Origin of the sequence: Klebsiella sp. SWET4, from assembly GCF_024296565.1 — a bacterium.
In the GTDB taxonomy this organism is placed as follows: Bacteria; Pseudomonadota; Gammaproteobacteria; order Enterobacterales; family Enterobacteriaceae; genus Klebsiella; species Klebsiella variicola.
This window is the reverse complement of record NZ_JANCOB010000017.1, coordinates 35972-60419: the sequence shown is the minus strand read 5'-3', so window position 1 is coordinate 60419 and position 24448 is coordinate 35972. Positions and strand designations below refer to the sequence as shown.

Below are 24448 nucleotides of genomic sequence, written 5' to 3'. Positions count from 1 at the left end.
CATCCTGCACGACCCACCAATGTAAAAAGGCGCCCTAAAGGCGCCTTTTTGCTATCCGCCATACTCCAAAATTCGACTTCAGCATGACTCCACGGTCACGCTGCGCTTACCGTGGCTACACAGGGTACGAACCGGTCGTTTGGGCAGATGTGTAGCATCGTCCGCGGCATACGGGCTGATGTACAAAATTCATCACGACTTTTTGCTCGTAATCCGCTATCTTGTTTAGCATATAAAACACCATGACCGTGTTAAGGCGCAGACAGGCCATAGTGACGGTCTTAGAGTTAAGCCAGTAAAACGAGATTGCATGATGAGCGTAATGTTTGATCCTGAAACGGCGATTTATCCTTTTCCAGCGAAACCACAACCGCTGACCGTCGACGAAAAGCAGTTTTATCGCGAAAAAATCAAGCGCCTGTTGCGCGAGCGCGACGCCGTGATGGTGGCGCATTACTACACCGATCCTGAAATTCAACAACTGGCGGAAGAAACCGGCGGCTGTATCGCCGACTCGCTGGAGATGGCGCGTTTTGGCGCCCGTCATTCGGCCTCCACGCTGCTGGTCGCCGGGGTGCGTTTTATGGGGGAAACCGCCAAAACCCTCAGCCCGGAAAAGACCATTCTGATGCCGACCCTGAACGCGGAGTGTTCGCTGGATCTGGGCTGTCCGATTGAGGAATTCAACGCCTTCTGCGATGCCCATCCCGATCGCACCGTGGTGGTTTATGCCAATACGTCCGCCGCGGTGAAGGCCCGCGCTGACTGGGTGGTTACCTCCAGTATCGCCGTGGAACTCATTGATCATCTGGACAGCCTGGGTCAAAAGATCCTCTGGGCGCCGGACCGCCACCTTGGCCGCTATGTCCAGCGTCAGACCGGCGCAGACGTGCTGTGCTGGCAGGGGGCGTGCATCGTGCACGATGAGTTTAAAACCCAGGCACTGACGCGTATGAAGGCCCTCTATCCTGAAGCTGCTGTACTGGTCCATCCTGAATCGCCGCAGGCGATTGTCGAGATGGCGGATGCCGTGGGATCCACCAGCCAGCTGATTGCGGCGGCGAAAAGCTTGCCCCAGCGCCAGCTGATCGTGGCCACCGATCGCGGTATCTTCTATAAAATGCAGCAGGCGGTACCGGAGAAAACGCTGCTGGAAGCGCCCACTGCCGGCGAAGGGGCGACCTGCCGCAGCTGCGCGCACTGCCCGTGGATGGCGATGAACGGCCTGAAAGCCATTGCCGAGGGACTCGAACAGGGCGGTGCTGAACACGAAATCCACGTCGACGAAGCGCTGCGTACCGGGGCATTGATTCCGCTTAACCGGATGCTGGATTTTGCGGCTACACTACGGGGATAACGTATTGTCGCGTCGCAAGACGCTGAGGGGATGAAATGGATTTTTTTAGCACGCAGAATATCTTAGTACATATACCCATCGGCGCCGGGGGGTACGATCTCTCCTGGATAGAGGCCGTGGGGACCATCGCCGGGCTGCTGTGCATCTGGCTGGCGAGCCTGGAGAAGATCAGTAACTATGCTTTCGGGCTGGTCAACGTCACGCTGTTCGCCATCATCTTCTTTCAGATCCAGCTGTATGCCAGCCTGCTGCTGCAGCTGTTCTTCTTTGCCGCTAACGTTTACGGCTGGTATGCCTGGTCGCGACAAAGCAGCAACCATGAGGCTGAGCTGCAGATCCGCTGGTTGCCGCGCAGCAAAGCGCTGGGCTGGCTGGCGGCCTGCGTGGTGGCGATCGGCTTGCTGACCCTGTTTATCAACCCGTTCTTTGCTTTCCTGACGCGGATCGCGGTCAGCCTGATGCAAGCGCTGGGTCTGCAGGTCTCCATGCCGGTGCTGCAGCCGGATGCCTTCCCGTTCTGGGACTCCTGCATGACGGTGCTGTCGGTGGTGGCGATGATCTTAATGACCCGCAAGTATGTCGAGAACTGGCTGCTGTGGGTGATTGTCAACGTGATAAGCGTGGTGATTTTTGCCCGCCAGGGCGTCTATGCCATGTCGCTGGAATACCTCTTGCTGACGTTCATTGCGCTGAACGGCAGCCGGATGTGGATAAACAGCGCGCGTGAGCGAGGTTCTCACGCGTTTTCTGGCTAATGGTGGTGGTGATGATCGTGCCCGGCGTGCATCGTGTTGAGATGGCACTCCGGGCCGCTGCAGGGCTGGTACTCCATCTGCACCGTGGCATGCTCAATTTCATATTTATGTTCCAGGAAATGCAGGATGCGGTTGAGTAACGCATCATGATCGTGCGGCGGGACCACCTGAACATGGAGCGTCATCACCGGTTTTTCCCCCACCAGCCAGACGTGGACGTGGTGAACATCGCGTACCTCCGGGATAGAGCGACGGATATCCCGCTGCAGGGCCGCCACATCCAGCGAACGCGGCGCGCCTTCCAGCAGTTCATTCAGACTCTCCTTCAGTAATCGCCAGGCGCTACGTAATACCAGGCAGGAAACCAGTACGGAAAGGATCGGATCGACAGGCGTCCAGCCGGTGGTGAGGATCACCACGGCCGCCACGATCGCGCCGACCGAGCCCAGCAGGTCGCCCAGCACGTGTAGCGCCGCAGCGCGCACGTTGAGATTCTGCTCTTCACTCCCCCGATGCAGGATCCAGAAGGCCAGCACGTTGGCCAGCAGGCCGGCGACCGCAATCACCATCATCGTCACGCCGGCCACCGGCTGCGGATGCTGGAAGCGCTGAATGGCCTCCCAGACAATCAAAATGGTAATCACCACCAGGGCAATGGCATTGAGAAACGCCGCGAGGGTGGTCAAACGCAACCAGCCAAAGGTATGGCGGGTATTCGGTGGGCGACTGGCGAAGCGAACCGCCAGCAGCGCAAACAGCAGGGCGGCGGAATCGGTGAGCATATGGCCGGCATCTGCCAGCAGGGCCAGTGAGCCGGAGATTGCGCCGCCGACGGCTTCAACCAACATAAAACCGGCGGTGACGATAAACGCCCATCGCAGCCGGCGAGCGTTACCGCTGTCCGGAGCCTGGGCAGGGGAGTGCGAATGCGGGTGGGCCATCGTGTCGTCCCTTGATAGTTATCATTATTACGCTATGACATCATAAACAGAGAGCGATAACAAACGAAGAAAAGGCGAGCCTGGCTCGCCTTTTCTTCGTTTGTTCCCAGCGTATCACTTACTGGGTGGTACCGTCGGTTTTGCTGTTGTCGTGGTTCATGCTGCCGCCATTGTCCAGTTTCTTACCGGTGTCCGGACAGCGGCCGTCTTTACACATCGAGTTTTTATGCACTTCATCGCTCGACATATTGTCCTGGCTCATCGTCGAGCCATCAGGATGGAGCATGGTGCCGCCAGAGCCAGAATTAATCTGGTTATTGTCCACATTGTTTGGCGCCACGTTCTCACGGGCATCCGGCGCCACCTGACCGGCATCCGCGGAAGAGTTGGCCTGGCCATTATTGGACTGGGCGCCGGTGTCTGCCGCCAGGGCCGCGCCGCTGGCAAGACCTAAGGTGGCGGTGAGTAAAAGGGTCGTCAGTTTTTTCATATTCATCGGATACTCCTGTTAAACCGGGAAGGGGAAATGCGCTTCCCGCGGTGAGTGTGCCAGGGATCTGACTCGCTATGGTTAAAGACTCCGCAGACGATCGCAGTGTCACTATATAATCCTGAAACGTAAGACTTAATTAGCTTTAACAGTTAATTATTGTAGTGCATGAGCCTGGTTTCGCTACTTTATGGCGTATTTTTGCCTATTTCCAGGATTATTCCATCACTACTGTAAAATCACGTTTACACTTTTTCGGCGAAGAGATAGATTGGAGGGATTGCATTTCATTGAATAAGTATGGCAACGCTGGAAAGAAGATGAATTATCAGAACGACGATTTACGCATTAAAGAGATCAACGAATTATTACCTCCCGTTGCGCTCCTGGAAAAATTCCCTGCTACCGAAAATGCTGCAAATACCGTTGCGCATGCTCGCAAAGCGATCCATCAGATCCTCAAGGGCGACGATGATCGTCTGCTGGTAGTGATTGGGCCCTGTTCGATTCACGATCCGGCAGCGGCGAAAGAGTACGCTTCCCGTCTGCTGCCCCTGCGCGAGGCATTGAAGGGCGAGCTCGAGATCGTCATGCGGGTCTATTTTGAAAAACCGCGCACCACCGTCGGCTGGAAAGGGCTTATCAACGATCCCCATATGGATAACAGCTTCCGCATCAACGACGGGTTGCGCATCGCGCGCAAACTGCTGCTGGACATTAACGACAGCGGCCTGCCGGCGGCGGGGGAATTCCTCGATATGATCACCCCGCAGTATGTCGCCGATCTGATGAGCTGGGGCGCCATTGGGGCGCGTACCACCGAATCCCAGGTTCACCGTGAGCTCGCCTCCGGACTCTCCTGCCCGGTGGGCTTTAAGAATGGTACCGATGGCACCATCAAGGTGGCTATCGACGCGATTAACGCCGCTGGCGCACCGCACTGTTTCCTGTCGGTCACTAAGTGGGGCCACTCCGCTATCGTGAATACCAGCGGTAACGGCGACTGCCATATTATTCTGCGCGGCGGCAAAGAGCCGAACTACAGCGCGAAGCACGTGGCGGATGTGAAGATCGGCCTGGCGAAAGCGGGCCTGCCGGCTCAGGTGATGATCGACTTCAGCCATGCCAACTCCAGCAAGCAGTTCAAGAAGCAGATGGAAGTGGGCGCGGACGTATGCCAGCAGATTGCCGGCGGTGAGCGGGCGATCATGGGCGTGATGATTGAAAGCCATCTGGTGGAAGGCAACCAGAGCCTCGAGAGCGGTGAACCGCTGACCTACGGCAAGAGCGTCACCGACGCCTGCATAGGCTGGGAGGATACCGAAACGATCCTGCGTCAGCTGGCGGAAGCGGTGAAAACCCGCCGCGGCTAAGCGAATCTGCGCTGGCGAAGGCAATAAAAAAAGCGTGGAGATTTCCACGCTTTTTTGTTTTTACCGGGAGGAATTACTTCGCTTTACCCTGGTTGGCGACGGCAGCCGCTTTCGCCGCAATCTCTTCCGCATTGCCCAGATAGTAATGTTTGATCGGCTTGAAGTTTTCATCGAACTCATACACCAGCGGTACGCCGGTCGGGATGTTCAGTTCGAGGATCTCGTCTTCGCCCATGTTGTCGAGGTATTTCACCAGCGCGCGCAGGGAGTTACCGTGAGCGGCGATGATCACGCGCTCACCGCTTTTCAGGCGCGGCAGAATGGTTTCGTTCCAGTAAGGCACGACGCGGTCGATGGTCAGCGCCAGGCTTTCAGTGGTCGGCAGTTCGGCGTCGGTCAGTTTTGCATAGCGCGGATCGTGGCCCGGGTAGCGCTCGTCGTCTTTGGTCAGCTCCGGCGGAGTGACAGCGAAGCCGCGACGCCACTGTTTAACCTGCTCGTCACCGTATTTCTCAGCGGTTTCCGCTTTGTTCAGGCCCTGCAGCGCGCCGTAATGACGCTCGTTCAGCTTCCAGGATTTCTCAACCGGCAGCCAGGCCTGATCCAGTTCGTCCAGCACGTTCCACAGGGTGTGGATGGCACGTTTCAGCACGGAGGTATAAGCAAAATCAAAGCTGAAGCCTTCAGCCTTCAGCAGTTTACCTGCCGCTTTCGCTTCGCTAACGCCTTTCTCGGACAGATCAACGTCGTACCAACCGGTGAAGCGGTTTTCGTTGTTCCACTGGCTTTCGCCATGACGAACCAGTACCAGCTTAGTTACAGCCATTCTCTTACTCCTCTCTACACGCCATCCCTCGCGCCGCGAACGGTGCGCTGAATATGTTGGTGTATGTGTTATTGATTGATAACTATTCTCATTATATTGCCGTGATTTGGCTCACGGCAATGCTTATCCCTAACCATAGCGAAAATAGTGGCTCAGTGTAAGGTGCTTGTAAAACACAGGTTATTTTTTTGTCCTTTGGTGACGGAAAATAGAGCAGGTTGCTGAAAAAAGAGGCGACAGAGAGGAGGGCGGGGACGAAAAACAGCGCCCCCGGCGGAGGGCGCTGGCGATTAACAGGCGATAAACTGATATTCCGTCAGGCTGACGTACTCCTGGCCCGGACGTAACACACAGTCCGGCTGCGGCCATTCCGGATGATTCGGCGAATCCGGCAGGAATTCGCTCTCCAGCGCCAGCCCCTGCCAGTCGGCGTAGGGCTCCGTCGTCTGCGACGGGGTGCCGCCGAGATAGTTGCCGGAGTAAAACTGCAGCGCCGGAGCGGAGGTATAGACCGTCATCTGCAGCTTGCCGTCCTGCGACCAGACCTGCGCCGCAGGCTGGCTGGCGTCGCCTTTGGCATCCAGCAGGAAGGCATGATCGTATCCCTTCACCTTTTGCTGATCGACGTCGGCGAGGAAGTCGGCGGCGATGGTTTTCGGCTGGCGGAAATCAAAGCTGGTGTTAGCAACATCTTTGAGTTCACCACCCGGGATACCGTCGCTTTCCACCGGCAGATACCTCTGGGCGAGGATCTGCAACTGGTGCTGGCGCACGTCGCGCTGGTCACCGTCGAGGTTGAAATAGACGTGATTGGTCATGTTCACCGGGCAGGGTTGGTCCACGGTGGCGCGATAGGTAATCGCGATGCGGTTATCGTCGGTCAGACGATAGTGCGCGGTGGCCTGCAGAGTGCCGGGGAAGCCTTGATCGCCATCGGGCGAGGTCAGAGCGAACAGCACTTCCTGCTCGTCGGCGCGGACAATGCGCCAGCGGCGCTTATCAAACCCTTCCGGGCCGCCGTGGAGCTGGTGGCCCGCGTCGTTTGACGGCGTGACGTTGACGAGCTGGCCGTCAAGCGGGAAGCGGCTATTGCCGATACGGTTGGCGTAGCGGCCTACCGAGGCGCCAAGAAACGCGGCCTGGCGGGCATAGTCCTCCAGCTTCGCACAGCCCAGCAGCGGATGACGCAGGCTGCCATCAGCCAGCGGCACCTCGGCGCTGAGCAGCGTCGCGCCCCAATCCGCCACGGTAACGGTCATCCCCGCCTTATTGCGCAGGGTCACCTGCTGCCAGGGCTGGCCGTCCGGAGCCAGCGCGGTGGTTTGCGTTACCATTGGCCTGCCCCCTGTGACGGTTTGCAGACATAGAATGTCTCTTTAATACCGGTTTTCGCTTCATACGTTTTAGCAACGGCCTGCTGAACGGTATCGACCAGATCTTCCGGGACCAGCGCTACCACGCAGCCGCCAAAGCCGCCGCCGGTCATGCGTACGCCGCCTTTATCACCGATCGTGGCCTTAACGATCTCCACCAGAGTGTCGATCTGCGGGACGGTGATCTCGAAATCATCGCGCATCGAGGCATGGGATTCGGCCATCAGCTCACCCATCCGCTTCAGGTCGCCTTTTTCGAGGGCGCTGGCGGCTTCCACGGTGCGGGCATTCTCCGTCAGCACATGGCGTACGCGCTTCGCGACGACCGGATCCAGCTCATGGGCGACGGCGTTAAATTGCTCGAGGGTAACATCGCGCAGGGCCGGCTGCTGGAAGAAGCGCGCGCCGGTTTCGCACTGTTCACGACGGGTGTTGTACTCGCTGCCGACGAGGGTGCGCTTAAAGTTGCTGTTGATGATCACCACTGCCACGCCTTTCGGCATCGAGACGGCTTTGGTGCCCAGCGAACGGCAGTCGATCAGCAGCGCGTGGTCTTTTTTGCCCAGCGCCGAAATCAGCTGATCCATGATGCCGCAGTTGCAGCCGACAAACTGGTTTTCCGCCTCCTGGCCGTTGAGGGCGATTTGCGCGCCATCCAGCGGCAGATGATAGAGCTGCTGGAACACGGTGCCGACGGCGACTTCCAGCGAGGCTGAGGAGCTTAACCCCGCACCCTGCGGTACATTGCCGCTGATCACCAGATCCGCGCCGCCAAAGTGGTTGTTCCGCTGCTGCAGATGCTTTACCACGCCGCGGACATAGTTCGACCACTGCTGGGTATCGTGGCTGATAATCGGCGCGTCGAGAGAGAACTCATCGGTCTGATTGTCGTAATCGGCGGCAATCACCCGCACCGTACGATCGTCGCGCGGCGCACAGCTGATCACCGTCTGGTAGTCGATGGCGCAGGGCAGCACAAAACCGTCGTTGTAATCGGTATGCTCGCCGATCAGGTTGACGCGGCCTGGCGCCTGAATGACATGGCTGGCCGGATAACCGAAGGCGTCAGCAAACAGGGTTTGGGTTTTCTCTTTCAGACTCATCATTACACTCCGGATTCACGAAAATGGACGTCGCTGACGGCACGCAGTCGTTCGGCAGCTTGCTCGGCGGTCAGATCGCGCTGGGTTTCGGCCAGCATTTCATAGCCAACCATAAACTTGCGGACCGTCGCGGAGCGCAGCAGCGGCGGATAAAAGTGGGCATGAAGCTGCCAGTGGTGATGGTCTTCGTCGTTAAACGGCGCGCCGTGCCAGCCCATGGAGTAGGGGAATGAGCACTGGAACAGGTTGTCGTAACGGCTGGTCAGCTTTTTCAACGCCAGCGCCAGATCGCTGCGCTGGGCGTCGGTGAGATCGGTAATACGCTGCACGTGCGCTTTCGGCAACAGCAGCGTTTCGAATGGCCAGGCGGCCCAGTAGGGCACGACCGCCAGCCAGTGCTCGGTGTCCACCACCGTGCGGCTGCCGTCGGCCAGTTCGCGCTGAACATAGTCCAGCAGCATCGGCTGACCTTGTCCGGCGTAATACTCTTTCTGCAGACGGTCTTCCCGTTCCGCTTCATTGGGCAGGAAGCTATTGGCCCACACCTGACCATGCGGGTGAGGGTTGGAGCAGCCCATCGCTGCCCCTTTGTTTTCAAAGACCTGGACCCACGGGTAGCGTTTCCCGAGGTCCGCGGTCTGTTCCTGCCACGCTTTAACCACGCCTTCCAGCGCTTCAAGGCTCAGTTCCGGCAGCGTTTTGCTGTGGTCTGGCGAGAAGCAGATCACCCGACTGGTGCCGCGCGCGCTCTGACAGCGCATCAGCGGATCGTCACTCTCCGGTGCGTCCGGAGTGTCGGTCATCAGGGCCGCAAAGTCGTTGGTAAACACGTAGGTACCGGTGTAATTCGGGTTGGTGTCGCCGGTGACCCGGGTATTACCTGGGCACAGGAAACAGTCCGGATCGTGGGCTGGCAAGGTCTGTTTTGCCGGCGTTTCCTGCGCCCCCTGCCAGGGGCGCTTGGCGCGATGCGGAGAAACCAGAATCCACTGCCCGGTTAACGGGTTATAACGACGATGTGGATGGTCAACGGGGTTAAATACGCTCATGAAGGTTCCTTAGTCTGGATAACCCTGCGGATGGCGGGACTGCCAGTGCCAGGTGTCCTGCGCCATTTCGTCCAGGTTGCGCGTCACGCGCCAGTTCAGCTCGCGGTCGGCCTTGGCGGCATCCGCCCAGTAGGCCGGGAGGTCGCCATCGCGGCGCGGCGCGAAATGGTAGTTAATGGGTTTGCCGCAGGCCTTGCTGAAAGCATTGACCACGTCGAGCACGCTGCTGCCGACGCCGGCGCCAAGGTTGTAGATATGGACCCCGGCTTTGTCAGCCAGTTTTTCCATGGCCGCGACGTGGCCATCGGCGAGATCCATCACGTGGATATAATCGCGTACGCCGGTGCCATCCTCGGTCGGGTAGTCGTTACCAAAGACGGCCAGCGAGTCGCGACGACCAACGGCGACCTGGGCGATGTACGGCATCAGGTTGTTTGGGATCCCCTGCGGGTCTTCCCCCATGTCGCCCGACGGGTGGGCACCGACCGGGTTGAAGTAGCGCAGCAGGGCAATGCTCCACTCCGGCTGGGCTTTTTGCAGGTCGGTCAGGATCTGCTCCACCATCAGCTTGCTTTTGCCGTAAGGGCTTTGCGGGGTGCCGGTCGGGAAGCTTTCGACATATGGGATTTTCGGCTGGTCGCCGTAGACGGTAGCTGAGGAGCTAAAGATGAAGTTCTTCACGCCCGCGGCGCGCATGGCAGAAACTAATTTCAGTGTGCCGGTGACGTTATTATCGTAATATTCCAGCGGCTTGGCGACGGACTCCCCGACGGCTTTCAGCCCGGCGAAGTGGATCACCGCCTCAATGGCGTGATCGTGGAGGATCTCCGTCATCAGCGCTTCGTTACGAATATCGCCTTCAATAAAGGTGGCTTCTTTGCCGCCGAGACGCTCAATCACCGGCAGTACGCTGCGCTTGCTGTTGCAGAGATTGTCGAGGATCACCACCTCATGTCCCTGCTGCAGCAGTTGAACGCAGGTATGACTTCCAATGTAACCGCTACCACCTGTAACCAGAACTTTCATGATTCGCTCCATTCGGCTTATCGTGTATGAGGAAGATAGCATATCAAAGAAGTGAAAAGTGTGACACAGGGCAAGTTAGTGGAATCGTTTACACTTGATGGTGAAACGACATAAATTAAAATTTTTTATCTTTAATACAGATGGTTAGGTGGTTTTGCCGCTATTTTTCTGAAAAATACCAGGGATCTTTCGACCCCCGGCAGGGGGCATCAGGCCACAGGACCGAGCTGATAAGTGTAACCGTCTCCACTGGGAACGAACGCCAGGCGATGGGTAATACAGTCCGGGGCATCTTCCGCATGGTGCGAGACAAACAGCAGCTGTGTGGCCCCTTCGCCAATCAACACGTCGACAAAGCGACGCACCAGCTGGCGATTGAGGGGATCCAGCCCCTGCAGCGGTTCATCGAGGATCAGCAGGGTCGGATGCTTCACCAGCGCGCGAACGATAAGCGCCAGCCGCTGCTGGCCCCACGACAGGCTATGAAACGGCGCGTCGGCGGTGCGTTTATCAATGCCGAGAATATCCAGCCACTGTTGCACCAGCTTGTGCTGCTTGTCCGAGACCGCCTGATAAATGCCGATAGAGTCAAAATAGCCCGACAGGATGACGTTGCGGACGTTGGTGCTGACCCGGTAGTCCAGATGCAGGCTGCTGCTGACGTAGCCGATATGCTTTTTAATATCCCAGATGGTCTCACCGCTGCCGCGACGGCGGCCAAAGAGCGTCAGATCGTTGCTGTAACCCTGCGGATGATCGCCGGTGATAAGGCTCAGCAGCGTGGATTTACCGGCGCCGTTGGGGCCGACGATCTGCCAGTGTTCGCCCGGGTTCACGGTCCATGAGAGGTGATTGATGACCGGGCGATCGTTGTAGGAGACCACGCCGTCATTGAGCACGATACGCGGCGCCGAGTCTGCCAGCGCATGACGGGCTGGTGGAACATCCGGCTCCGGCAGGGTGATGCCGTCCAGTTTTTCACTGTGCGCCAGCTGGGCGACCAGCGCCTGCTGCAGCAGGGAAGACTTCTCGCCGGTCTCGCTGAGGGTGCAGTCAGCCAGCACGCCGGCGAATTGTACAAACTCCGGGATCTCATCGAAGCGGTTGAGGACCAGCACCAGGGTGATGCCGGCGCGGTGCAGGTCGGCCAGCAGGGCAGCCAGCTGCTGGCGGGAGTTGACGTCGAGGCCGTCGAAAGGTTCGTCGAGGATCAGCAGTTGCGGATCGGTCATCAGGGCCTGACACAGCAGGGTCTTACGCGTTTCCCCGGTCGACAGGTACTTAAACCGGCGGTCCAGCAGGGCGCTGATGCCAAACTGTTCGGCCAGGCGCGCGCAGCGGGCAGGATCTTTTACCTCATCCTGGATAATCTCTGCGGTGGTGCGGCCGGTGTCTTCTTCGCCGGGGCTGAGCAGGTCGGTGTTATTGCGCTGCCACTCGTCGCTGACCAGCTTCTGCAACTGCTCGAAGGAGAGGCGGGTTACGCGGGAGAAGTGGCTTTCGTGCTGGCCGCTGAGCAGGGTCAGGTCGCCAGCCAGAGCCCGCGCGAGGGCGGATTTGCCGCTGCCGTTGCTACCGACAAACGCCCAGCTTTGACCCGCTCTCAGGTTCAGCTGGTCTATTTTTAAGGTTTTTGTATCGCTCAGGCGAAACGTGCCTTGCGAAATTTGCAATGATGACATGATGTATCCCATTTTTTGCAGCGATGTGCATCAGGGATACGACTTCGGGCGCGTAATGTCAATGGGGTCAGCATAACGTCGCGAGAATGATGCGATCGGCATTGAAGTAAGCGATCGCCTCCGTCCCTTCCGCCAGGCCAGACGTCTGCGCCTGTGGCAGAGTGGCGCACAGGGTCTGACCGTCGGCCAGCGTCATCAGTACTTCGCACTGCCCGGACCCGCATTCGATATGGCTGATACGTCCCGACAGCTGGTTATCGGCCTGGCGGGCCACGTCGGGGTCGAGGGTGATGCCGACCCAGGGGGCCTTCAGCAGGACCAGCACCTCCTGGCCCTCATCGAGCCCCAGCTTCTCAGCGCTTTGCGCGGTGATGGCGACGGTCAGGCGCGTCTGCCCGTCGGCCAGCAGTACCTCGACGTGCTGCTGCACCTGCTGGCGATCGCGGCCGGTAATGGTGCCGAACCACTGGTTGCGGGCGCTGGTCTGCAGGGAAAAGCGTGAGATGGCCGCCAGCAGGCTGTCCAGCGGCAGGGCATCGTCATCGCTGAGCACATCAAACGCTTTCTGCTGGATCTGCGCCAGCAGATCGTACAGTTGGATCAGCCGCTGCCCATAGCGGGTCAGCACTGCGCCGCCGCCGCCTTTACCGCCGGTGGCGCGATCCACCAGCGGTTGTTCGCTGAGCTGGTTCATCTCGTTGATGGCATCCCACGCGCTTTTGTAGCTGATACCCGCGTGCTTGGCCCCCTGGCTTATCGAACCGGTCTGGTCAATTTGTTTGAGCAGGGCGATCCGCCGGGGATCGGCAAACAGGCGCTGCTGTAGCTTAAGGGTAAGAAGAATTTCGGCCTGCATAATCGTTTCCTGACAAAAAAGGGTATTGTGACCGATAGTCACCCGCTTGCAAAACCTCTGTGCGCGGTTTTGTCATTACCCACCGCACAAATGGGGCGTGTTTTTTCGGCTGAAACCGTTACAATCAGCAAATCATACTATCTGGAGTGAACCATGTTAGAGCTTTTGAAAAGTCTGGTTTTTGCGGTCATCATGGTACCGGTGGTGATGGCGGTCATCCTGGGACTGATTTACGGTCTTGGCGAAGTGTTCAACCTCTTCTCCGGCGTAGGCCACAAAGATCGCAGCCAGCAAAATCATTGATTTCCCGGCGCCCGGTTTAACCGGGCGCTGTGCTATTTCCCTCCTGTATCATTTCCCTTCGTTTTATTGTCCTGTGTCACTATAAAAATGCTCTGCATATCGTTATATTGTCGAATACATAACGCATTGACAGGAGATTCAGATGGCAGGTTCTTGGTTACGCGGGGTTATCGGGGTATCACTCACGCTGTGCGTCGCGGGTCAGGCGCTGGCGGCAGAGGGGAAAGTGACCGTTTTCGCCGCCGCATCGTTAACCAACGCGATGCAGGATATTGCCCAGGCGTATAAGAAAGAGAAAAACGTCGATGTCGTGTCGTCGTTTGCCTCGTCGTCGACGCTGGCGCGGCAAATTGAAGCGGGCGCACCAGCCGATCTGTTTATCTCCGCCGATCAGAAATGGATGGATTACGCCGCAGACAAAAAGGCCATCGACCCGGCAACCCGAGCCACCCTGCTTGGCAACAGCCTGGTGGTGGTCGCGCCGAAAGCCAGCGCGCAGGGGGCGATTACCATTGATGAGAAAACCGACTGGACCAGCCTGCTGAAAGGAGGCCGTCTGGCGGTGGGCGATCCGCAGCACGTTCCGGCAGGCATCTACGCTAAAGAGGCGCTGCAGAAACTCGGCGCCTGGGAGACCTTGTCGCCGAAACTTGCCCCGGCGGAAGACGTGCGCGGCGCGCTGGCCCTGGTGGAGCGCAACGAAGCGCCGCTGGGGATTGTCTATGGCTCCGATGCCGTGGCCAGCAAAGGGGTTAAAGTGGTCGGCACCTTCCCGGAGGCCTCGCATCAGAAAGTCGAGTACCCGCTGGCGATTGTCGATGGTCATCGCAATGCGGCCGTGAGCGCTTTCTATGACTACCTGAAAGGGCCGGAAGCGTCCGCGATTTTTAAACGTTACGGATTTACCACCCGCTGATGTTTCTGAGCGAACCCGAATGGCAGGCGGTGCTGCTGAGCCTGAAAGTCTCCTCCCTGGCGGTGGCCTTGAGCTTGCCTTTTGGCATCTTTTTTTCCTGGCTGCTGGTTCGGCGCACCTTTCCCGGCAAGGCGCTGCTCGACAGTATTCTCCATTTACCGCTGGTGCTGCCGCCGGTGGTGGTGGGGTATCTGCTGCTGGTGGCCATGGGGCGGCGCGGGTTTATTGGCAGTTGGCTGTATGACTGGTTCGGCATCAGCTTTGCCTTCAGTTGGCGCGGGGCGGTGCTGGCGGCGGCGGTGATGTCTTTCCCGCTGATGGTGCGCGCCATTCGCCTGGCGCTGGAAGGGGTGGATGTCAAACTGGAGCAAGCGGCGAGAACCCTCGGGGCCAGCCGCTGGCGAGTGTTTATGACGATTACGCTACCGCTGACTCTGCCGGGGATTATTGTCGGCACAGTGCTGGCCTTCGCCCGCTCGTTAGGGGAGTTTGGCGCGACCATCACGTTCGTCTCCAATATTCCCGGCGAAACGCGCACCCTGCCTTCGGCGATGTACACCTTGATCCAGACCCCGGGCGGGGAGGGGGCGGCGGCTCGCCTCTGCCTCATCGCCATCGGACTGGCGCTGGTTTCGCTGCTGATTTCGGAATGGCTGGCCCGCGTGAGCCGCCAGCGCATGGGAGGATAATGATGCTGGAGCTGGACTTTACCCAGACCCTCGGCAGTCACTGCCTGCAGATCCGTGAAACCCTGCCCGCCAGCGGGATCACCGCCATCTTTGGCGTCTCCGGCGCTGGCAAAACCTCGTTGATTAACGCCATTAGCGGCCTGACCCGGCCGCAGACGGGGCGCATCGTGCTCAACGGCCGGGTGCTGAACGACACCGCCCAGCGTATCTGTCTGGCGCCGGAGCAGCGCCGTATCGGCTATGTGTTTCAGGACGCGCGCCTGTTTCCCCACTATAAAGTGCGCGGTAATCTGCGCTACGGGATGGCGAAATCCATGGTCAGCCAGTTCGATAAGCTGGTGGAATTGCTGGGGATCGCGCCCTTGCTGGATCGCCTGCCGGGCCGGTTATCCGGCGGCGAAAAGCAGCGAGTGGCCATCGGCCGCGCCCTACTGACCGCACCGGAGCTACTGCTGCTGGATGAGCCGCTGGCCTCGCTGGATATTCCGCGCAAACGCGAACTGTTGCCCTACCTGCAGCGGCTGGCGCAGGAGATCCATATTCCGATGCTCTACGTCAGCCACTCGCTGGATGAGATCCAGCATCTGGCCGATCGCGTGCTGGTGCTGGAGGCCGGTAAGGTGAAGGCTTTTGGTCCGCTGGAGGAGGTCTGGAGCAGCAGCGTGATGCACCCCTGGCTGCCGGCGGAACAGCAGAGTACGATCCTCAGCGCCACCGTCGCCGCGCAGCATCCGCAGTACGCGATGACGGCTCTGACGCTGGGTGACCAGCTGCTGTGGGTCAACCGGCTCGAACGTCCCGCAGGCGACACCGCACGGATCCGCATTCAGGCGTCGGACGTTTCGCTGACACTGGCCCAGCCGTCCGGGACCAGCATCCGCAATATCTTGCGCGCTGAGGTGGCTCAGTGTCTGGAGGTCAACGGACAGATTGAAGTGCAGCTCAGAGTGAGTGGCCGTCTGCTATGGGCCAGGATTAGCCCATGGGCGCGGGACGACCTGGCGATAGCGCCAGGTCAGCAGGTGTTTGCTCAGATCAAAAGCGTGTCGATCGCCGCCTGATTACAGCAGCTGGCGGTAGATAAACTCGGCGATGCTGGTGGACTCATTGTCGCCGATGACCACCCTGGCGCGAGCTTTCACCTCGTCCACCGCATTGCCCATCGCCACCCCAGTGCCCGCCGCTTCCAGCATGCTAAGATCGTTGTAGTTATCGCCGAAGGCCACCACATCCTGCATCGACAGCCCCTGGCTGGCCACCCATTGCGCCAGGCGTTTGCCTTTGCTGTTGCCGGCGCGCGCGATATCCACCTGATCGTGCCACGACCATTCGCACTCCAGGCCCAGCGTCTCGCCGACCTCGCGGGCAAAGCGCTGCAGGCGGGGAATGTCTTCATCGGTGAGGGCAAATTTCCATACCGCGTTGACCTCGCGGACCGCCTGCGCCAGCGAATCGACCTGGCGGAAGACCGGGCGCTGATCCTCCGGCAGCGCCTGCGCCCAGTTGCGGGTGCGGATCACATGCCCGGTGGGCTGTTCATAAAGCATCGCATCATCCACATACGCCAGGCCATGGATCTGCTGTTCGGCGAGCATGGCCGTCAGGCTTACCGCTTGCGCTACCGGCATAGGATCGGCTGCCAAAACCTCTTTTGCGTGATAATCATACAAATAAGTGCCATTACAACAAATTGCAGGTGTATCGAGAGCCAGTGCCTGATAAAAAGGATGGATAGCGACGTGATGACGTCCGGTAACGACGATAACCTGGTAGCCCGCCTCTCTGGCGCGGGCCAGTGCCTCCAGCGAAGCAGGCAGGATGGTTTTTTTGCTGGTGAGCAGGGTGCCGTCTAAATCCAGGGCAATCACGCGTGTTGTCATGTGTTATTTCCGGTTGATGTTGAAAAGTGACCTGGCCATGATGGTACACCGCCGTGGCGTCAGGACCAATTTTTCCACATCTGCCGTGAATGCCTGTATGCCCTTTGTGCCGCCGTCCGTCGGAAATTCAGCGGACTTTGCGAGTATCATGGGCGGATGTCTTATAATTTTCAGGGTGCTGTTATCCTGAAAATGAAAATTCCACGTGCAGTGAGGGAAGGAGTAGTCATGAAACAAACCGTTTATACCGCCAGCCCGGAAAGCCAACAAATCCACGTCTGGAGTCTTGAAGCGGACGGCAAACTGACGCTGGTGCAGGTGGTTGATGCCCCGGGACAGGTACAGCCGATGGTGGTCAGTCCCAACAAGGAGTATCTGTACGTTGGCGTTCGTCCGGAGTTTCGCGTGTTAGCGTATCGCATCACGCCGGATAACGGGGCGTTGACCTTCGCGGGGGAAGCGGCGCTGCCAGGCAGCCCGACCCACATTTCTACCGATCATCATGGCCGCTTTGTCTTCAGCGCTTCCTACAATCAGGGCTGCGTTAGCGTGACCCCGCTGCAGGACGGCCTGCCGGGCGAAACCGTCACCGTGGTGGAAGGGCTGGAAGGTTGCCACTCGGCCAATATCTCCCCGGACAACCGCACCCTGTGGGTGCCGGCGCTGAAGCAGGATCGTATTTGCCTGTTTACCCTTAGCGAGGATGGTTTTCTCTCCGCTCAGGAGCCGGCGGAAGTGACCACCGTCGAGGGCGCCGGTCCGCGCCACATGGTGTTCCATCCGAACCAGCAGTATGGTTATTGCGTCAATGAACTCAACAGCTCCGTTGACGTCTGGGAGCTGAAAGACCCGAATGGCAACATCGAATGTGTACAAACCCTGGATATGATGCCGCAGGATTTCACCGGCGTGCGCTGGGCGGCGGATATTCACATCACCCCTGACGGTCGTCATCTGTACGCCTGCGATCGTACCGCCAGCATCATTACGGTGTTCAGCGTCTCGGAAGATGGCAGCGTGCTGGCAGTGGAAGGCTATCAGCCGACGGAAACTCAGCCACGCGGCTTTAACCTCGATCACAGCGGTAAGTATCTGATTGCCGCAGGGCAGAAATCGCACCATATCGCAGTGTATGAAATTGAGGGTGAGCAGGGGCTGCTGCATGAGAAAGGCCGCTATGCGGTTGGGCAGGGGCCGATGTGGGTGGTGGTCAACGCCCACTGAAGGGTCAGGCGGTAAAAGAAAAACCTCGCGTCAGCGAGGTTTTTTGATCAGAGCGGACAGGCTCTGTAGAGAAGCTGTTGCCCTGGCGGGCCTGAAGCGTGACGGCTTTAGATATCGTCCATGGTGTAGCCGACGACAATCTCCAGCGTTTTACGGATCACGTCGGCGGTCACCACATCATCGGTGCTTTCCAGCGCCTGAATCAGCCATAATATAATGGCCTTATTGTTCAGGTGCCCCTCGGACTGAAGAATACTGTTGATGGCGAGCGACATGACGGCGGACTCATCAACCAGTTTATCACCGGCGGTACGGAAATAGTCGGAGAGCGCGGTGTCCTGCAGTCCTGCGTAAATATCGGGTTGCTGATGCATAGTCTGTCTCATCACATTCTCACTCTGTTTTATTCACCATGGTTGGGACAATCAGTGGATTTTTTTAGCTTCCGGCGCCATGCTGCTCTGCGCCAGCATTCCTCTGCTTTCCCAACGGCCATTGATTTTCTTAACCTGCAAAGGCGCGTGCTTCCGCTGGAGGGCGAGCTTCGCGCAAATTTCTTCAATAACGGCAGCGATGATTTTCCTTCGCTGGCGATCTGACTCTGTGGCCTGCATCAACCGAAGCCGAACCAGCAGGGTCGGGGTGGTAATCGGGCGATTCGTTTTCAGAAGCGCGAGCACCGCCTCGCCGATGATCTCATCGGTTATTTCCTCAGTATCACTGCTATTCATAACCGTCTCTCTGCATGCCACACTCTTCCTGAATCTGATAACGGGCATTCAGGTCAGCAGCAGGTTTATGGAAGCGATCGCCCCTCATCTGCTACTGCGGTTGCAACAGGCGACGATCGATGACGTTATTCCTGACCGGCAAACAACAAACCAATTAAGGTTTGATAGTGGCTCTCTTCCTCAGGCGCACGGGCGCTGTCAAGGCGGCTCAACAGTTTGGTGCACAGGGCCTTGCGGTTGAGATGGCGCCCTTCGTTGAGAATATCCATCACGATCTGACCCAGCGTTTCCTGCTGGGAAGGTAACGATGCTTTGTTGAAATACTGGGCAATTGCGTTCGCTGTATCTGGAATGTAACCATTCTGCTGCATATGTGCTCCTTTCATTTCATTCATCTGTTAACTGCAAATAAACTTATACAATAATTAATAAGTTGTACATAGAAAGTTGCGTAATATTGCAGCGATCGTTGCTATCATGATGATTTTTAATGTAATATTTGTTTTTGTTTGCGGCGATCCTGGCTTGTAAAGGTAGGGGTTAGCGTTGCATGTTGTACAAGGAAAGAAAAAAAGAAAAAAACCTTGCACAAAGAGTGGATTTTTAGTGTATCTTTTTTGTTAAGATAAAACGTAGTTTTGCAAGACGATTAGCCTGATAACTGCTACTGTGAATGCTTATCCCTCCCATCTGGAATCACTATGCTTACCACCATCATTTATCGCAGCCATATTTGCGACAATGTCTCATTCAAATCGATCGAGGCCATGGTTGCCAGGGCAAACGAGAGAAATGGGCAGGCGGATGTCACCGGTATATTACTGTTTAACGGGACGCATTTTTTTCAACTTATTGAAGGACCGGAAGAAAAGGTAAGGGATATTTATCAAACAATTGTCCTCGATCCTCGTCATTATAATCTGGTGGAGTTGTTTTGCGATTATGCACCGTCCCGTCGATTTGGTAAGGTCGGTATGGAACTGTTTGATTTACGGGAACATGATCGTGAGGAAGTACTACAGAAAGTGATGGACCGGGGCACGACAAAATATCAGCTCACCTATGACGACCGGGCGCTGCAATTTTTCCGTACTTTTGTCGAATCCACGGAAAAAGCGAACTATTTTGAGATCCCTTCGGCGGACAGTTGGGTTTTTATTCCCGATAAGGACACTTTTTATCCGGACACCCCCATTATCGATAATACGGAAAGCTGGTCTTTTGCCTTTCAGCCGATCGTCGATCCTTTCGCCTGCGAAATTATCTCATGGGAAGCGCTGCTGCGTACACCGGACGGCCAGTCTCCTGGCGCCTATTTTGCCGGGCTGGCAGGGGATGATATTTATCTCGCCGACCTGCACAGTAAGCGCGTCGCGCTGTCTCTGGCGGGTAAATTAGGTTTACGTAATAAGGCGTTAAGCATTAATTTGCTGCCGATGACCCTGGTCAAAGCGCCGAATGCGGTGGCTTTCCTGCTCGACGAAATTAGTCGCAATGACCTGATCCCGGAGCAGATTATTGTCGAGTTCACTGAGCGGGAAGTGATTTCGCGGATGGCCGATTTTACCGATGCGGTGCGCAAACTGAAGGGCGCGGGGATTAATCTTGCCATCGATCACTTCGGCGCCGGGTTTGCCGGGCTGTCGCTGCTGGCGCAATACCAACCCGACAGAATTAAAATCGACCATGAGCTGATCCGCAATATCCACCAGGACGGGCCGCGCCAGTCGATTGTACAGGCGATTATCAAATGCTGTACTTCTCTGGAGATTGCGGTCTCAGCCGTCGGCGTTGAGCGTGCTGAAGAGTGGATGTGGCTTGAATCAGCCGGGATTTCGCAGTTTCAGGGCAATTTATTCGCGGGTGCCCGCCTGGGGGGCCTGCCCGCCGTTGCCTGGCCGGAGAAGAAATGATCCACCGCGAAATCAGCTTACTATTTTTTCATCTTTTTCCCCGCGCGCTGTGAGCCACAACCTGATATCTTTATCTGTACAAGAAAATAGAGTTGTACAGGATGCCTGAATTCGTTAGTTTAGGTAAAAAGTATCAGGTTGATGTGAGGCTGCTATGGCGTTTTACAGTATCGGTGAAGTCGCCGAACGTTGCGGAATCAATCCGGTTACATTGCGCGCCTGGCAGCGGCGTTACGGTCTACTGAAACCGCAACGCAGCGAAGGCGGGCATCGACAGTTTGATGAAGAAGATATCCTGCGCATAGAAGAGATCAAGCGCTGGATAGAGCGCGGTGTATCCGTAGGGAAAGTCAAAGCGCTGCTGGAGGATAATCTGCCGGCGGCGCGCGACGAATCCGCGCATCTTCAGGAAGAGATGATGTCCATTCTGCGTTATATGCAGCCCGCCAGAATCCGCGCCAAATTAATGGCGCTGAGCCATCAACACCCCGTTGATACCCTTATCGATAGCCTGTTAGTGCCGGTACGACAGCGTCTCAAGCTCGATCAGAATACCTCGTTGGTGATTAGCAGCCTGCTGGACGGCTTGCTCATTGACTGCGTGGCGCTGTTTCTCGCCGAAGCGCGTAAAAAAAATGGTAAAGAGACACTGCTGGTGGGCTGGAGCAATGAAGACCGGACGCGTCTGTGGCTGGAGGCATGGCGTCTTTCGCAGCGCGGTTGGCATGTCAACGTTCTCGCTGAACCGCTGGAGTCGCCGCGGCCCGAGCTCTTCCCCGGGCAGCATATCTTTGTCTGGACCGGACGCGCCGCCACGCCACTGCAGGAGGAACTGCTCAGCCACTGGCAGGAGCAGGGCTTCAGCATTCATTTTCACGGTACGCAATAGCCCCGTCTGGGGGACAGGCCGGGGCTATTGCACCTGACTACAGGTGAATCTGACTCCAGGATTTAAAGGTTTCACTACGACTGATATTAAAAAAATCGGTCCTACCGCTACAGCCGAGCTTTTTAATCAGATTCAGCCGGATCTGATAAATGGTTTTGATGTGCAGATTTAGCGAACGACCAATGCTGGCAACCGCTTCGCCATTGCTGATAAGCTGAATAACTTTCTTTTCCCGTTCGGTAAACTGCACCGAGGCGCCCGGCGCCGGGTGCGTTTTGTAATAGCGGGTGGGCTGATGCAGGAAGATTTTTAATTCTTCCGGCGTCGAATTTGCCGGTAAGCGCAACATAGGCAGTTCACTGAGAAAATTAAGATCGTTTCCCTCAGTTAACAGAATAAATAACGTATCCCGCCGATTATAGTTATGCTCAAGCACCGCGAAATAATTGTCGCTGGTAAAAAAAACATGTTTTTTACGAAAATAAGATGCCGGCAAGGTATTCAGGATCAGTGACATCCCGTAGAGAAGAAAACGATTATCAAACCACAGATCGTAATGCTCAGAACGATAGCAAGTATTATGGTGTGACATTTTTTGAGCCCCAGTTAGCAGATGAAAACCCAGGCGTGCCGGCACAGCAGGGCTGTCCCTGCTGTCGGCGCGGTGGGATCACTTAATGATGATGTTTTTTGCTGTACAGCATATCCAACGCCTGCAGATAGAGGTCGGAAAGTATTTCATTACTTTCCGTTTGCAGGCGGTGCTGGATTTCCGTAATCATCCGCTCATTATTGATCGTGCTGTGCTGCTTCATGAGCGTGTTTTCAATATTCTTCATCAGGGCTGAATTGAAGACAAATTCTGCTGGAATGGTATTTTTAATATGCATAGCTCGAACTCTCCCACGTATAAAGCAAACTGACCATAAAAGTCGCAGCGTACCGGTGGTACGCGAAAAGTCACTAACAGGAAATGCAAAACCAGGAACCACCGCCAGACTCGCCACGCAACCGTTTAGCGTTCCCGCTTTGTTGCGCAACAAGCAGTTAACACTCAAAAACTATAGTCGGTGATCTCAGGATGTACAACTTTTTTCATAACGATATGTACAGCGAGACGGTTTATTTTTTCGTTTTAATTTTATTTGTTGATTTTAAAGGTATTTTTAATTTTATTAACTTGTACAAAAAAGCGGTTCTGTGCAGGATGCGGATACAGGGCAATCAGACAGGGGATAATGACGCAGACACGATCGGAATACGGGCTCTGTCGGTTTACGTCACTTGAGCAGAAAGAGCGCCGACGCAGGAAGGGGTACACAGCAACTCTGTCGTCGACAGGTGGCTAACTTCCGCGTCGGACCCTGAGCATAGCGGAAAACAGGTGAGGTTTTGTCTGTTTTTTGCACAATATAGTAAAGAGAGAAATATCAACCACTCCGCTATCGCCATGGTCGGTTTGTTGGCGGATTAGGCGTGTGCTACGCTTTTCTGGAACTCCATTTTCATTTCGGCACGGTTATCTTCCCCCATTTTCCTGTCGGGTGTCGCACCAGCATAACGACCGGTAAATACGGCAAAAGCATTCTGTTCATGGACAGGCATAGAGGACTGAGGAGGGATGATGCGTGGTAAAAGCGTGATGCTCCTGGCCGGGTTAGCCGCTTTCGCGCAGGCGAAAGAAATTAATCTCTATTCGGTAAATACTGGTTCCTATGTTTACCATCTGACCAATAACCACGGACAATATACTGAGAATTTTGAAAACCACTTTTTCTCGGTAGAGCGGAAATTCTCGGAAGATTCGAAATATAGTCTGCTGATTGGCACGATGAACAATAGTTTCGACGATCGTTGCCTGGCGCTGGGGGTGAGAAGAGACTGGTACCACAACGGCAGTGGATGGACCTTTAAAGGGATCTACGGCTACACCGGCGAATTCTTCTTCGACGCCTTTGAGCATTGCGGCGATCATGGCTCCTACAAAGATTTTAAGGACGCCACCGGGATCGGCTTTTCCCCCTATATCTACCATGCCATTCAGTACAACTTTACCGACTATTTCGCCCTTGAGAGCGGCATCATTATTCCCAGCGTGTTTGTGATTAGCATCCAGTGGAGTTTCCGCTAAGTTGCCGCGTCGTTTGTCACAGGGTTATCACCTTCTTGAGCAGCGTGCTGGAGAGCACAGCGAGAGAAATGAGCACCGACAGGATAAACGTTAGCGCAATCACGCCCAGCTTGGTGGCTAACGAGTGAATAGGGATCAGCATCACCAGCAGGTGGAAAACGGAGTAGTGCAGAATATAGACCCCGGTCATCGCTTTGCTAACCGTCGCCAGCACCGCCTCCTTCAGTTCGCGGTTCTTTTTAAACTGCACGGCGTTAGCGGCGATCACCAGCAGGACGATCAGAATATAAATTTGCGATCCCGTCAGAATGAACGCATTGCGATCGGCTTTAAACAGCGCGAAGAAAAAATGGCGTTCATAAAACCAGGTAAATAAATAGACAAAGGGCAGGGCGATAATGGAGGCTTTAATCACCCGCGGGTCGCGTATCCACTCCGTGACTCGCGGATCGTTAAACAACTGCCCGGTTAAATAAAAAAGTAGCCATGTCCACAGACGATACTGCGGCGGCAGGCTGAAGAGATGTTTGTCCGGGTAGAGCACCGAGAGCAGGTCGTAACCATAAGCGCAGCACAGCAGCGTCAGAACCACGGTGAAAAACAGGCCCCGCCGCTGGCTGAGCCAGGCGATAAAGGGATGGAAGGTATAGATCACGATCAGGGCGAAAATAAACCAGGGCTGGATCAGGTAGCCGCGCTGATAAGGCTCCCAGACATAATAGACCGTTACCCAGAACAGAAAGACGATGACCACGCTTTTAATTTTGCCGATTTGCCAGTTGGCATCGTGACGCGTCTGTGCATCAAGATAACCAGCCACCACAAAAAATAACGGTGTCGCGATGGTCGAGATAAAGGTCAGCAGCCCGAGGATCCAGTGATAGTCATAATCATAGTGATCCCAGGTGTTATAGATAGTGAAAAAGGTCACCGCTGTCATA

Annotated in this window: 27 protein-coding genes and 1 pseudogene; 11 read left to right on the top strand and 17 right to left on the bottom strand. The window is 56.3% G+C overall.

Going from position 1 to position 24448, the window contains the following annotated elements; all coding sequences use genetic code 11:
- Nucleotides 1–95: 95 nt before the first annotated feature.
- A pseudogene (locus NKJ21_RS25470) lies at nucleotides 96–244 on the bottom strand (hypothetical protein).
- A gap of 69 nt (nucleotides 245–313) precedes the next feature.
- Here NKJ21_RS25470 and nadA point away from each other — a divergent pair.
- Together nadA and pnuC are read left to right on the top strand one after the other, a co-directional pair.
- The gene (gene nadA / locus NKJ21_RS25465; RefSeq protein ID WP_023322243.1) at nucleotides 314–1357 is read left to right on the top strand and encodes a quinolinate synthase NadA; all 1044 of its coding nucleotides are present in this window, start codon (nucleotides 314–316) and stop codon (nucleotides 1355–1357) included.
- A 35-nt stretch (nucleotides 1358–1392) separates the two neighbouring features.
- Complete coding sequence (gene pnuC, locus NKJ21_RS25460) at nucleotides 1393–2112, top strand: nicotinamide riboside transporter PnuC (protein WP_008805696.1); 720 nt, start codon at nucleotides 1393–1395, stop codon at nucleotides 2110–2112.
- On the opposite strand, the gene zitB is transcribed toward pnuC, so the two are convergent.
- Together zitB and NKJ21_RS25450 are read right to left on the bottom strand one after the other, a co-directional pair.
- Nucleotides 2109–3053, bottom strand: coding sequence for a CDF family zinc transporter ZitB (zitB, locus tag NKJ21_RS25455; protein WP_016160511.1), 945 nt, complete (start codon nucleotides 3051–3053; stop codon nucleotides 2109–2111). The genes pnuC and zitB overlap by 4 nt on opposite strands.
- Before the next feature lie 118 nt (nucleotides 3054–3171).
- Nucleotides 3172–3549, bottom strand: coding sequence for a YbgS-like family protein (locus tag NKJ21_RS25450; protein WP_012542423.1), 378 nt, complete (start codon nucleotides 3547–3549; stop codon nucleotides 3172–3174).
- Between the two features lie 314 nt (nucleotides 3550–3863).
- Here NKJ21_RS25450 and aroG point away from each other — a divergent pair, with 314 nt between their 5' ends.
- A complete protein-coding gene (aroG, locus tag NKJ21_RS25445) occupies nucleotides 3864–4916 on the top strand; it encodes a 3-deoxy-7-phosphoheptulonate synthase AroG (protein WP_012542422.1) in 1053 nt (350 codons plus the stop codon).
- A gap of 73 nt (nucleotides 4917–4989) precedes the next feature.
- On the opposite strand, the gene gpmA is transcribed toward aroG, so the two are convergent.
- The 7 genes from gpmA to modE all read right to left on the bottom strand — a co-directional run bounded on the left by gpmA (nucleotide 4990) and on the right by modE (nucleotide 12831).
- Nucleotides 4990–5742 (bottom strand): 2,3-diphosphoglycerate-dependent phosphoglycerate mutase, encoded by a 753-nt coding sequence (gene gpmA / locus NKJ21_RS25440; protein WP_002895089.1) that lies wholly within the window; start codon nucleotides 5740–5742, stop codon nucleotides 4990–4992.
- Nucleotides 5743–6032: 290 nt separating this feature from the next.
- Nucleotides 6033–7076 carry a galactose-1-epimerase gene (galM, locus tag NKJ21_RS25435; protein ID WP_131002373.1) on the bottom strand — a complete coding sequence of 348 codons (1044 nt, stop codon included), beginning with the start codon at nucleotides 7074–7076 and terminating at the stop codon, nucleotides 6033–6035.
- Nucleotides 7070–8218: a galactokinase gene (galK, locus tag NKJ21_RS25430; protein WP_012968679.1), complete on the bottom strand. Its 1149-nt coding sequence runs from the start codon at nucleotides 8216–8218 to the stop codon at nucleotides 7070–7072. Before galK ends, galM begins: the two co-directional genes overlap by 7 nt.
- Before the next feature lie 2 nt (nucleotides 8219–8220).
- Nucleotides 8221–9267: a galactose-1-phosphate uridylyltransferase gene (gene galT, locus NKJ21_RS25425; protein WP_012542420.1), complete on the bottom strand. Its 1047-nt coding sequence runs from the start codon at nucleotides 9265–9267 to the stop codon at nucleotides 8221–8223.
- Nucleotides 9268–9276: 9 nt separating this feature from the next.
- Entirely contained in the window at nucleotides 9277–10293 is a 1017-nt protein-coding gene (gene galE, locus NKJ21_RS25420; protein WP_012542419.1) for a UDP-glucose 4-epimerase GalE, read from the bottom strand.
- A 209-nt stretch (nucleotides 10294–10502) separates the two neighbouring features.
- Nucleotides 10503–11975: a molybdate ABC transporter ATP-binding protein ModF gene (gene modF, locus NKJ21_RS25415; protein WP_012542418.1), complete on the bottom strand. Its 1473-nt coding sequence runs from the start codon at nucleotides 11973–11975 to the stop codon at nucleotides 10503–10505.
- Between the two features lie 67 nt (nucleotides 11976–12042).
- Nucleotides 12043–12831, bottom strand: a complete 789-nt coding sequence (modE, locus tag NKJ21_RS25410) for a molybdenum-dependent transcriptional regulator (protein ID WP_023322245.1) — start codon at nucleotides 12829–12831, stop codon at nucleotides 12043–12045.
- A gap of 153 nt (nucleotides 12832–12984) precedes the next feature.
- Here modE and NKJ21_RS25405 point away from each other — a divergent pair, with 153 nt between their 5' ends.
- The 4 genes from NKJ21_RS25405 (at nucleotide 12985) to modC (ending at nucleotide 15800) form a co-directional block, all read left to right on the top strand.
- Nucleotides 12985–13134 carry an AcrZ family multidrug efflux pump-associated protein gene (locus tag NKJ21_RS25405; protein WP_002895156.1) on the top strand — a complete coding sequence of 50 codons (150 nt, stop codon included), beginning with the start codon at nucleotides 12985–12987 and terminating at the stop codon, nucleotides 13132–13134.
- Nucleotides 13135–13276: 142 nt separating this feature from the next.
- Nucleotides 13277–14050: a molybdate ABC transporter substrate-binding protein gene (gene modA / locus NKJ21_RS25400; protein ID WP_012542417.1), complete on the top strand. Its 774-nt coding sequence runs from the start codon at nucleotides 13277–13279 to the stop codon at nucleotides 14048–14050.
- On the top strand, nucleotides 14050–14739 hold the full coding sequence (gene modB, locus NKJ21_RS25395) for a molybdate ABC transporter permease subunit (protein WP_008805707.1): 690 nt from the start codon (nucleotides 14050–14052) through the stop codon (nucleotides 14737–14739). Before modA ends, modB begins: the two co-directional genes overlap by 1 nt.
- 2 nt (nucleotides 14740–14741) lie before the next feature.
- On the top strand, nucleotides 14742–15800 hold the full coding sequence (gene modC / locus NKJ21_RS25390; RefSeq protein WP_012968677.1) for a molybdenum ABC transporter ATP-binding protein ModC: 1059 nt from the start codon (nucleotides 14742–14744) through the stop codon (nucleotides 15798–15800).
- Here the strand turns inward: modC and NKJ21_RS25385 are convergent, their stop codons facing one another.
- Nucleotides 15801–16619 (bottom strand): pyridoxal phosphatase, encoded by an 819-nt coding sequence (locus NKJ21_RS25385; RefSeq protein WP_008805709.1) that lies wholly within the window; start codon nucleotides 16617–16619, stop codon nucleotides 15801–15803.
- Nucleotides 16620–16847: 228 nt separating this feature from the next.
- Here NKJ21_RS25385 and pgl point away from each other — a divergent pair, with 228 nt between their 5' ends.
- Nucleotides 16848–17843: a 6-phosphogluconolactonase gene (gene pgl, locus NKJ21_RS25380; protein WP_016160516.1), complete on the top strand. Its 996-nt coding sequence runs from the start codon at nucleotides 16848–16850 to the stop codon at nucleotides 17841–17843.
- A gap of 107 nt (nucleotides 17844–17950) precedes the next feature.
- On the opposite strand, the gene NKJ21_RS25375 is transcribed toward pgl, so the two are convergent.
- From NKJ21_RS25375 to ycgZ, 3 genes are all read right to left on the bottom strand, one after another.
- The gene (locus NKJ21_RS25375) at nucleotides 17951–18217 is read right to left on the bottom strand and encodes a biofilm development regulator YmgB/AriR family protein (RefSeq protein WP_012542414.1); all 267 of its coding nucleotides are present in this window, start codon (nucleotides 18215–18217) and stop codon (nucleotides 17951–17953) included.
- A 51-nt stretch (nucleotides 18218–18268) separates the two neighbouring features.
- Nucleotides 18269–18574: a hypothetical protein gene (locus NKJ21_RS25370; protein ID WP_032732711.1), complete on the bottom strand. Its 306-nt coding sequence runs from the start codon at nucleotides 18572–18574 to the stop codon at nucleotides 18269–18271.
- A gap of 125 nt (nucleotides 18575–18699) precedes the next feature.
- A complete protein-coding gene (ycgZ, locus tag NKJ21_RS25365; RefSeq protein WP_012542413.1) occupies nucleotides 18700–18945 on the bottom strand; it encodes a regulatory protein YcgZ in 246 nt (81 codons plus the stop codon).
- 330 nt (nucleotides 18946–19275) lie between these two features.
- Here ycgZ and NKJ21_RS25360 point away from each other — a divergent pair, with 330 nt between their 5' ends.
- Both NKJ21_RS25360 and NKJ21_RS25355 read left to right on the top strand, forming a co-directional pair.
- Complete coding sequence (locus NKJ21_RS25360; RefSeq protein ID WP_254733273.1) at nucleotides 19276–20487, top strand: diguanylate phosphodiesterase; 1212 nt, start codon at nucleotides 19276–19278, stop codon at nucleotides 20485–20487.
- Between the two features lie 154 nt (nucleotides 20488–20641).
- Nucleotides 20642–21376 (top strand): MerR family transcriptional regulator, encoded by a 735-nt coding sequence (locus tag NKJ21_RS25355; RefSeq protein WP_008805715.1) that lies wholly within the window; start codon nucleotides 20642–20644, stop codon nucleotides 21374–21376.
- Between the two features lie 37 nt (nucleotides 21377–21413).
- On the opposite strand, the gene NKJ21_RS25350 is transcribed toward NKJ21_RS25355, so the two are convergent.
- Together NKJ21_RS25350 and NKJ21_RS25345 are read right to left on the bottom strand one after the other, a co-directional pair.
- On the bottom strand, nucleotides 21414–21968 hold the full coding sequence (locus NKJ21_RS25350; RefSeq protein WP_008805716.1) for a helix-turn-helix transcriptional regulator: 555 nt from the start codon (nucleotides 21966–21968) through the stop codon (nucleotides 21414–21416).
- Between the two features lie 82 nt (nucleotides 21969–22050).
- The gene (locus NKJ21_RS25345; protein WP_012968674.1) at nucleotides 22051–22266 is read right to left on the bottom strand and encodes a biofilm development regulator YmgB/AriR family protein; all 216 of its coding nucleotides are present in this window, start codon (nucleotides 22264–22266) and stop codon (nucleotides 22051–22053) included.
- Nucleotides 22267–23000: 734 nt separating this feature from the next.
- On the opposite strand from NKJ21_RS25345, the gene NKJ21_RS25340 reads away from it, so the two are divergent.
- Nucleotides 23001–23507: a hypothetical protein gene (locus tag NKJ21_RS25340; protein ID WP_100751296.1), complete on the top strand. Its 507-nt coding sequence runs from the start codon at nucleotides 23001–23003 to the stop codon at nucleotides 23505–23507.
- Between the two features lie 16 nt (nucleotides 23508–23523).
- On the opposite strand, the gene NKJ21_RS25335 is transcribed toward NKJ21_RS25340, so the two are convergent.
- Nucleotides 23524–24447 carry an acyltransferase gene (locus NKJ21_RS25335; RefSeq protein ID WP_162493330.1) on the bottom strand — a complete coding sequence of 308 codons (924 nt, stop codon included), beginning with the start codon at nucleotides 24445–24447 and terminating at the stop codon, nucleotides 23524–23526.
- Nucleotide 24448 lies beyond the last annotated feature (1 nt).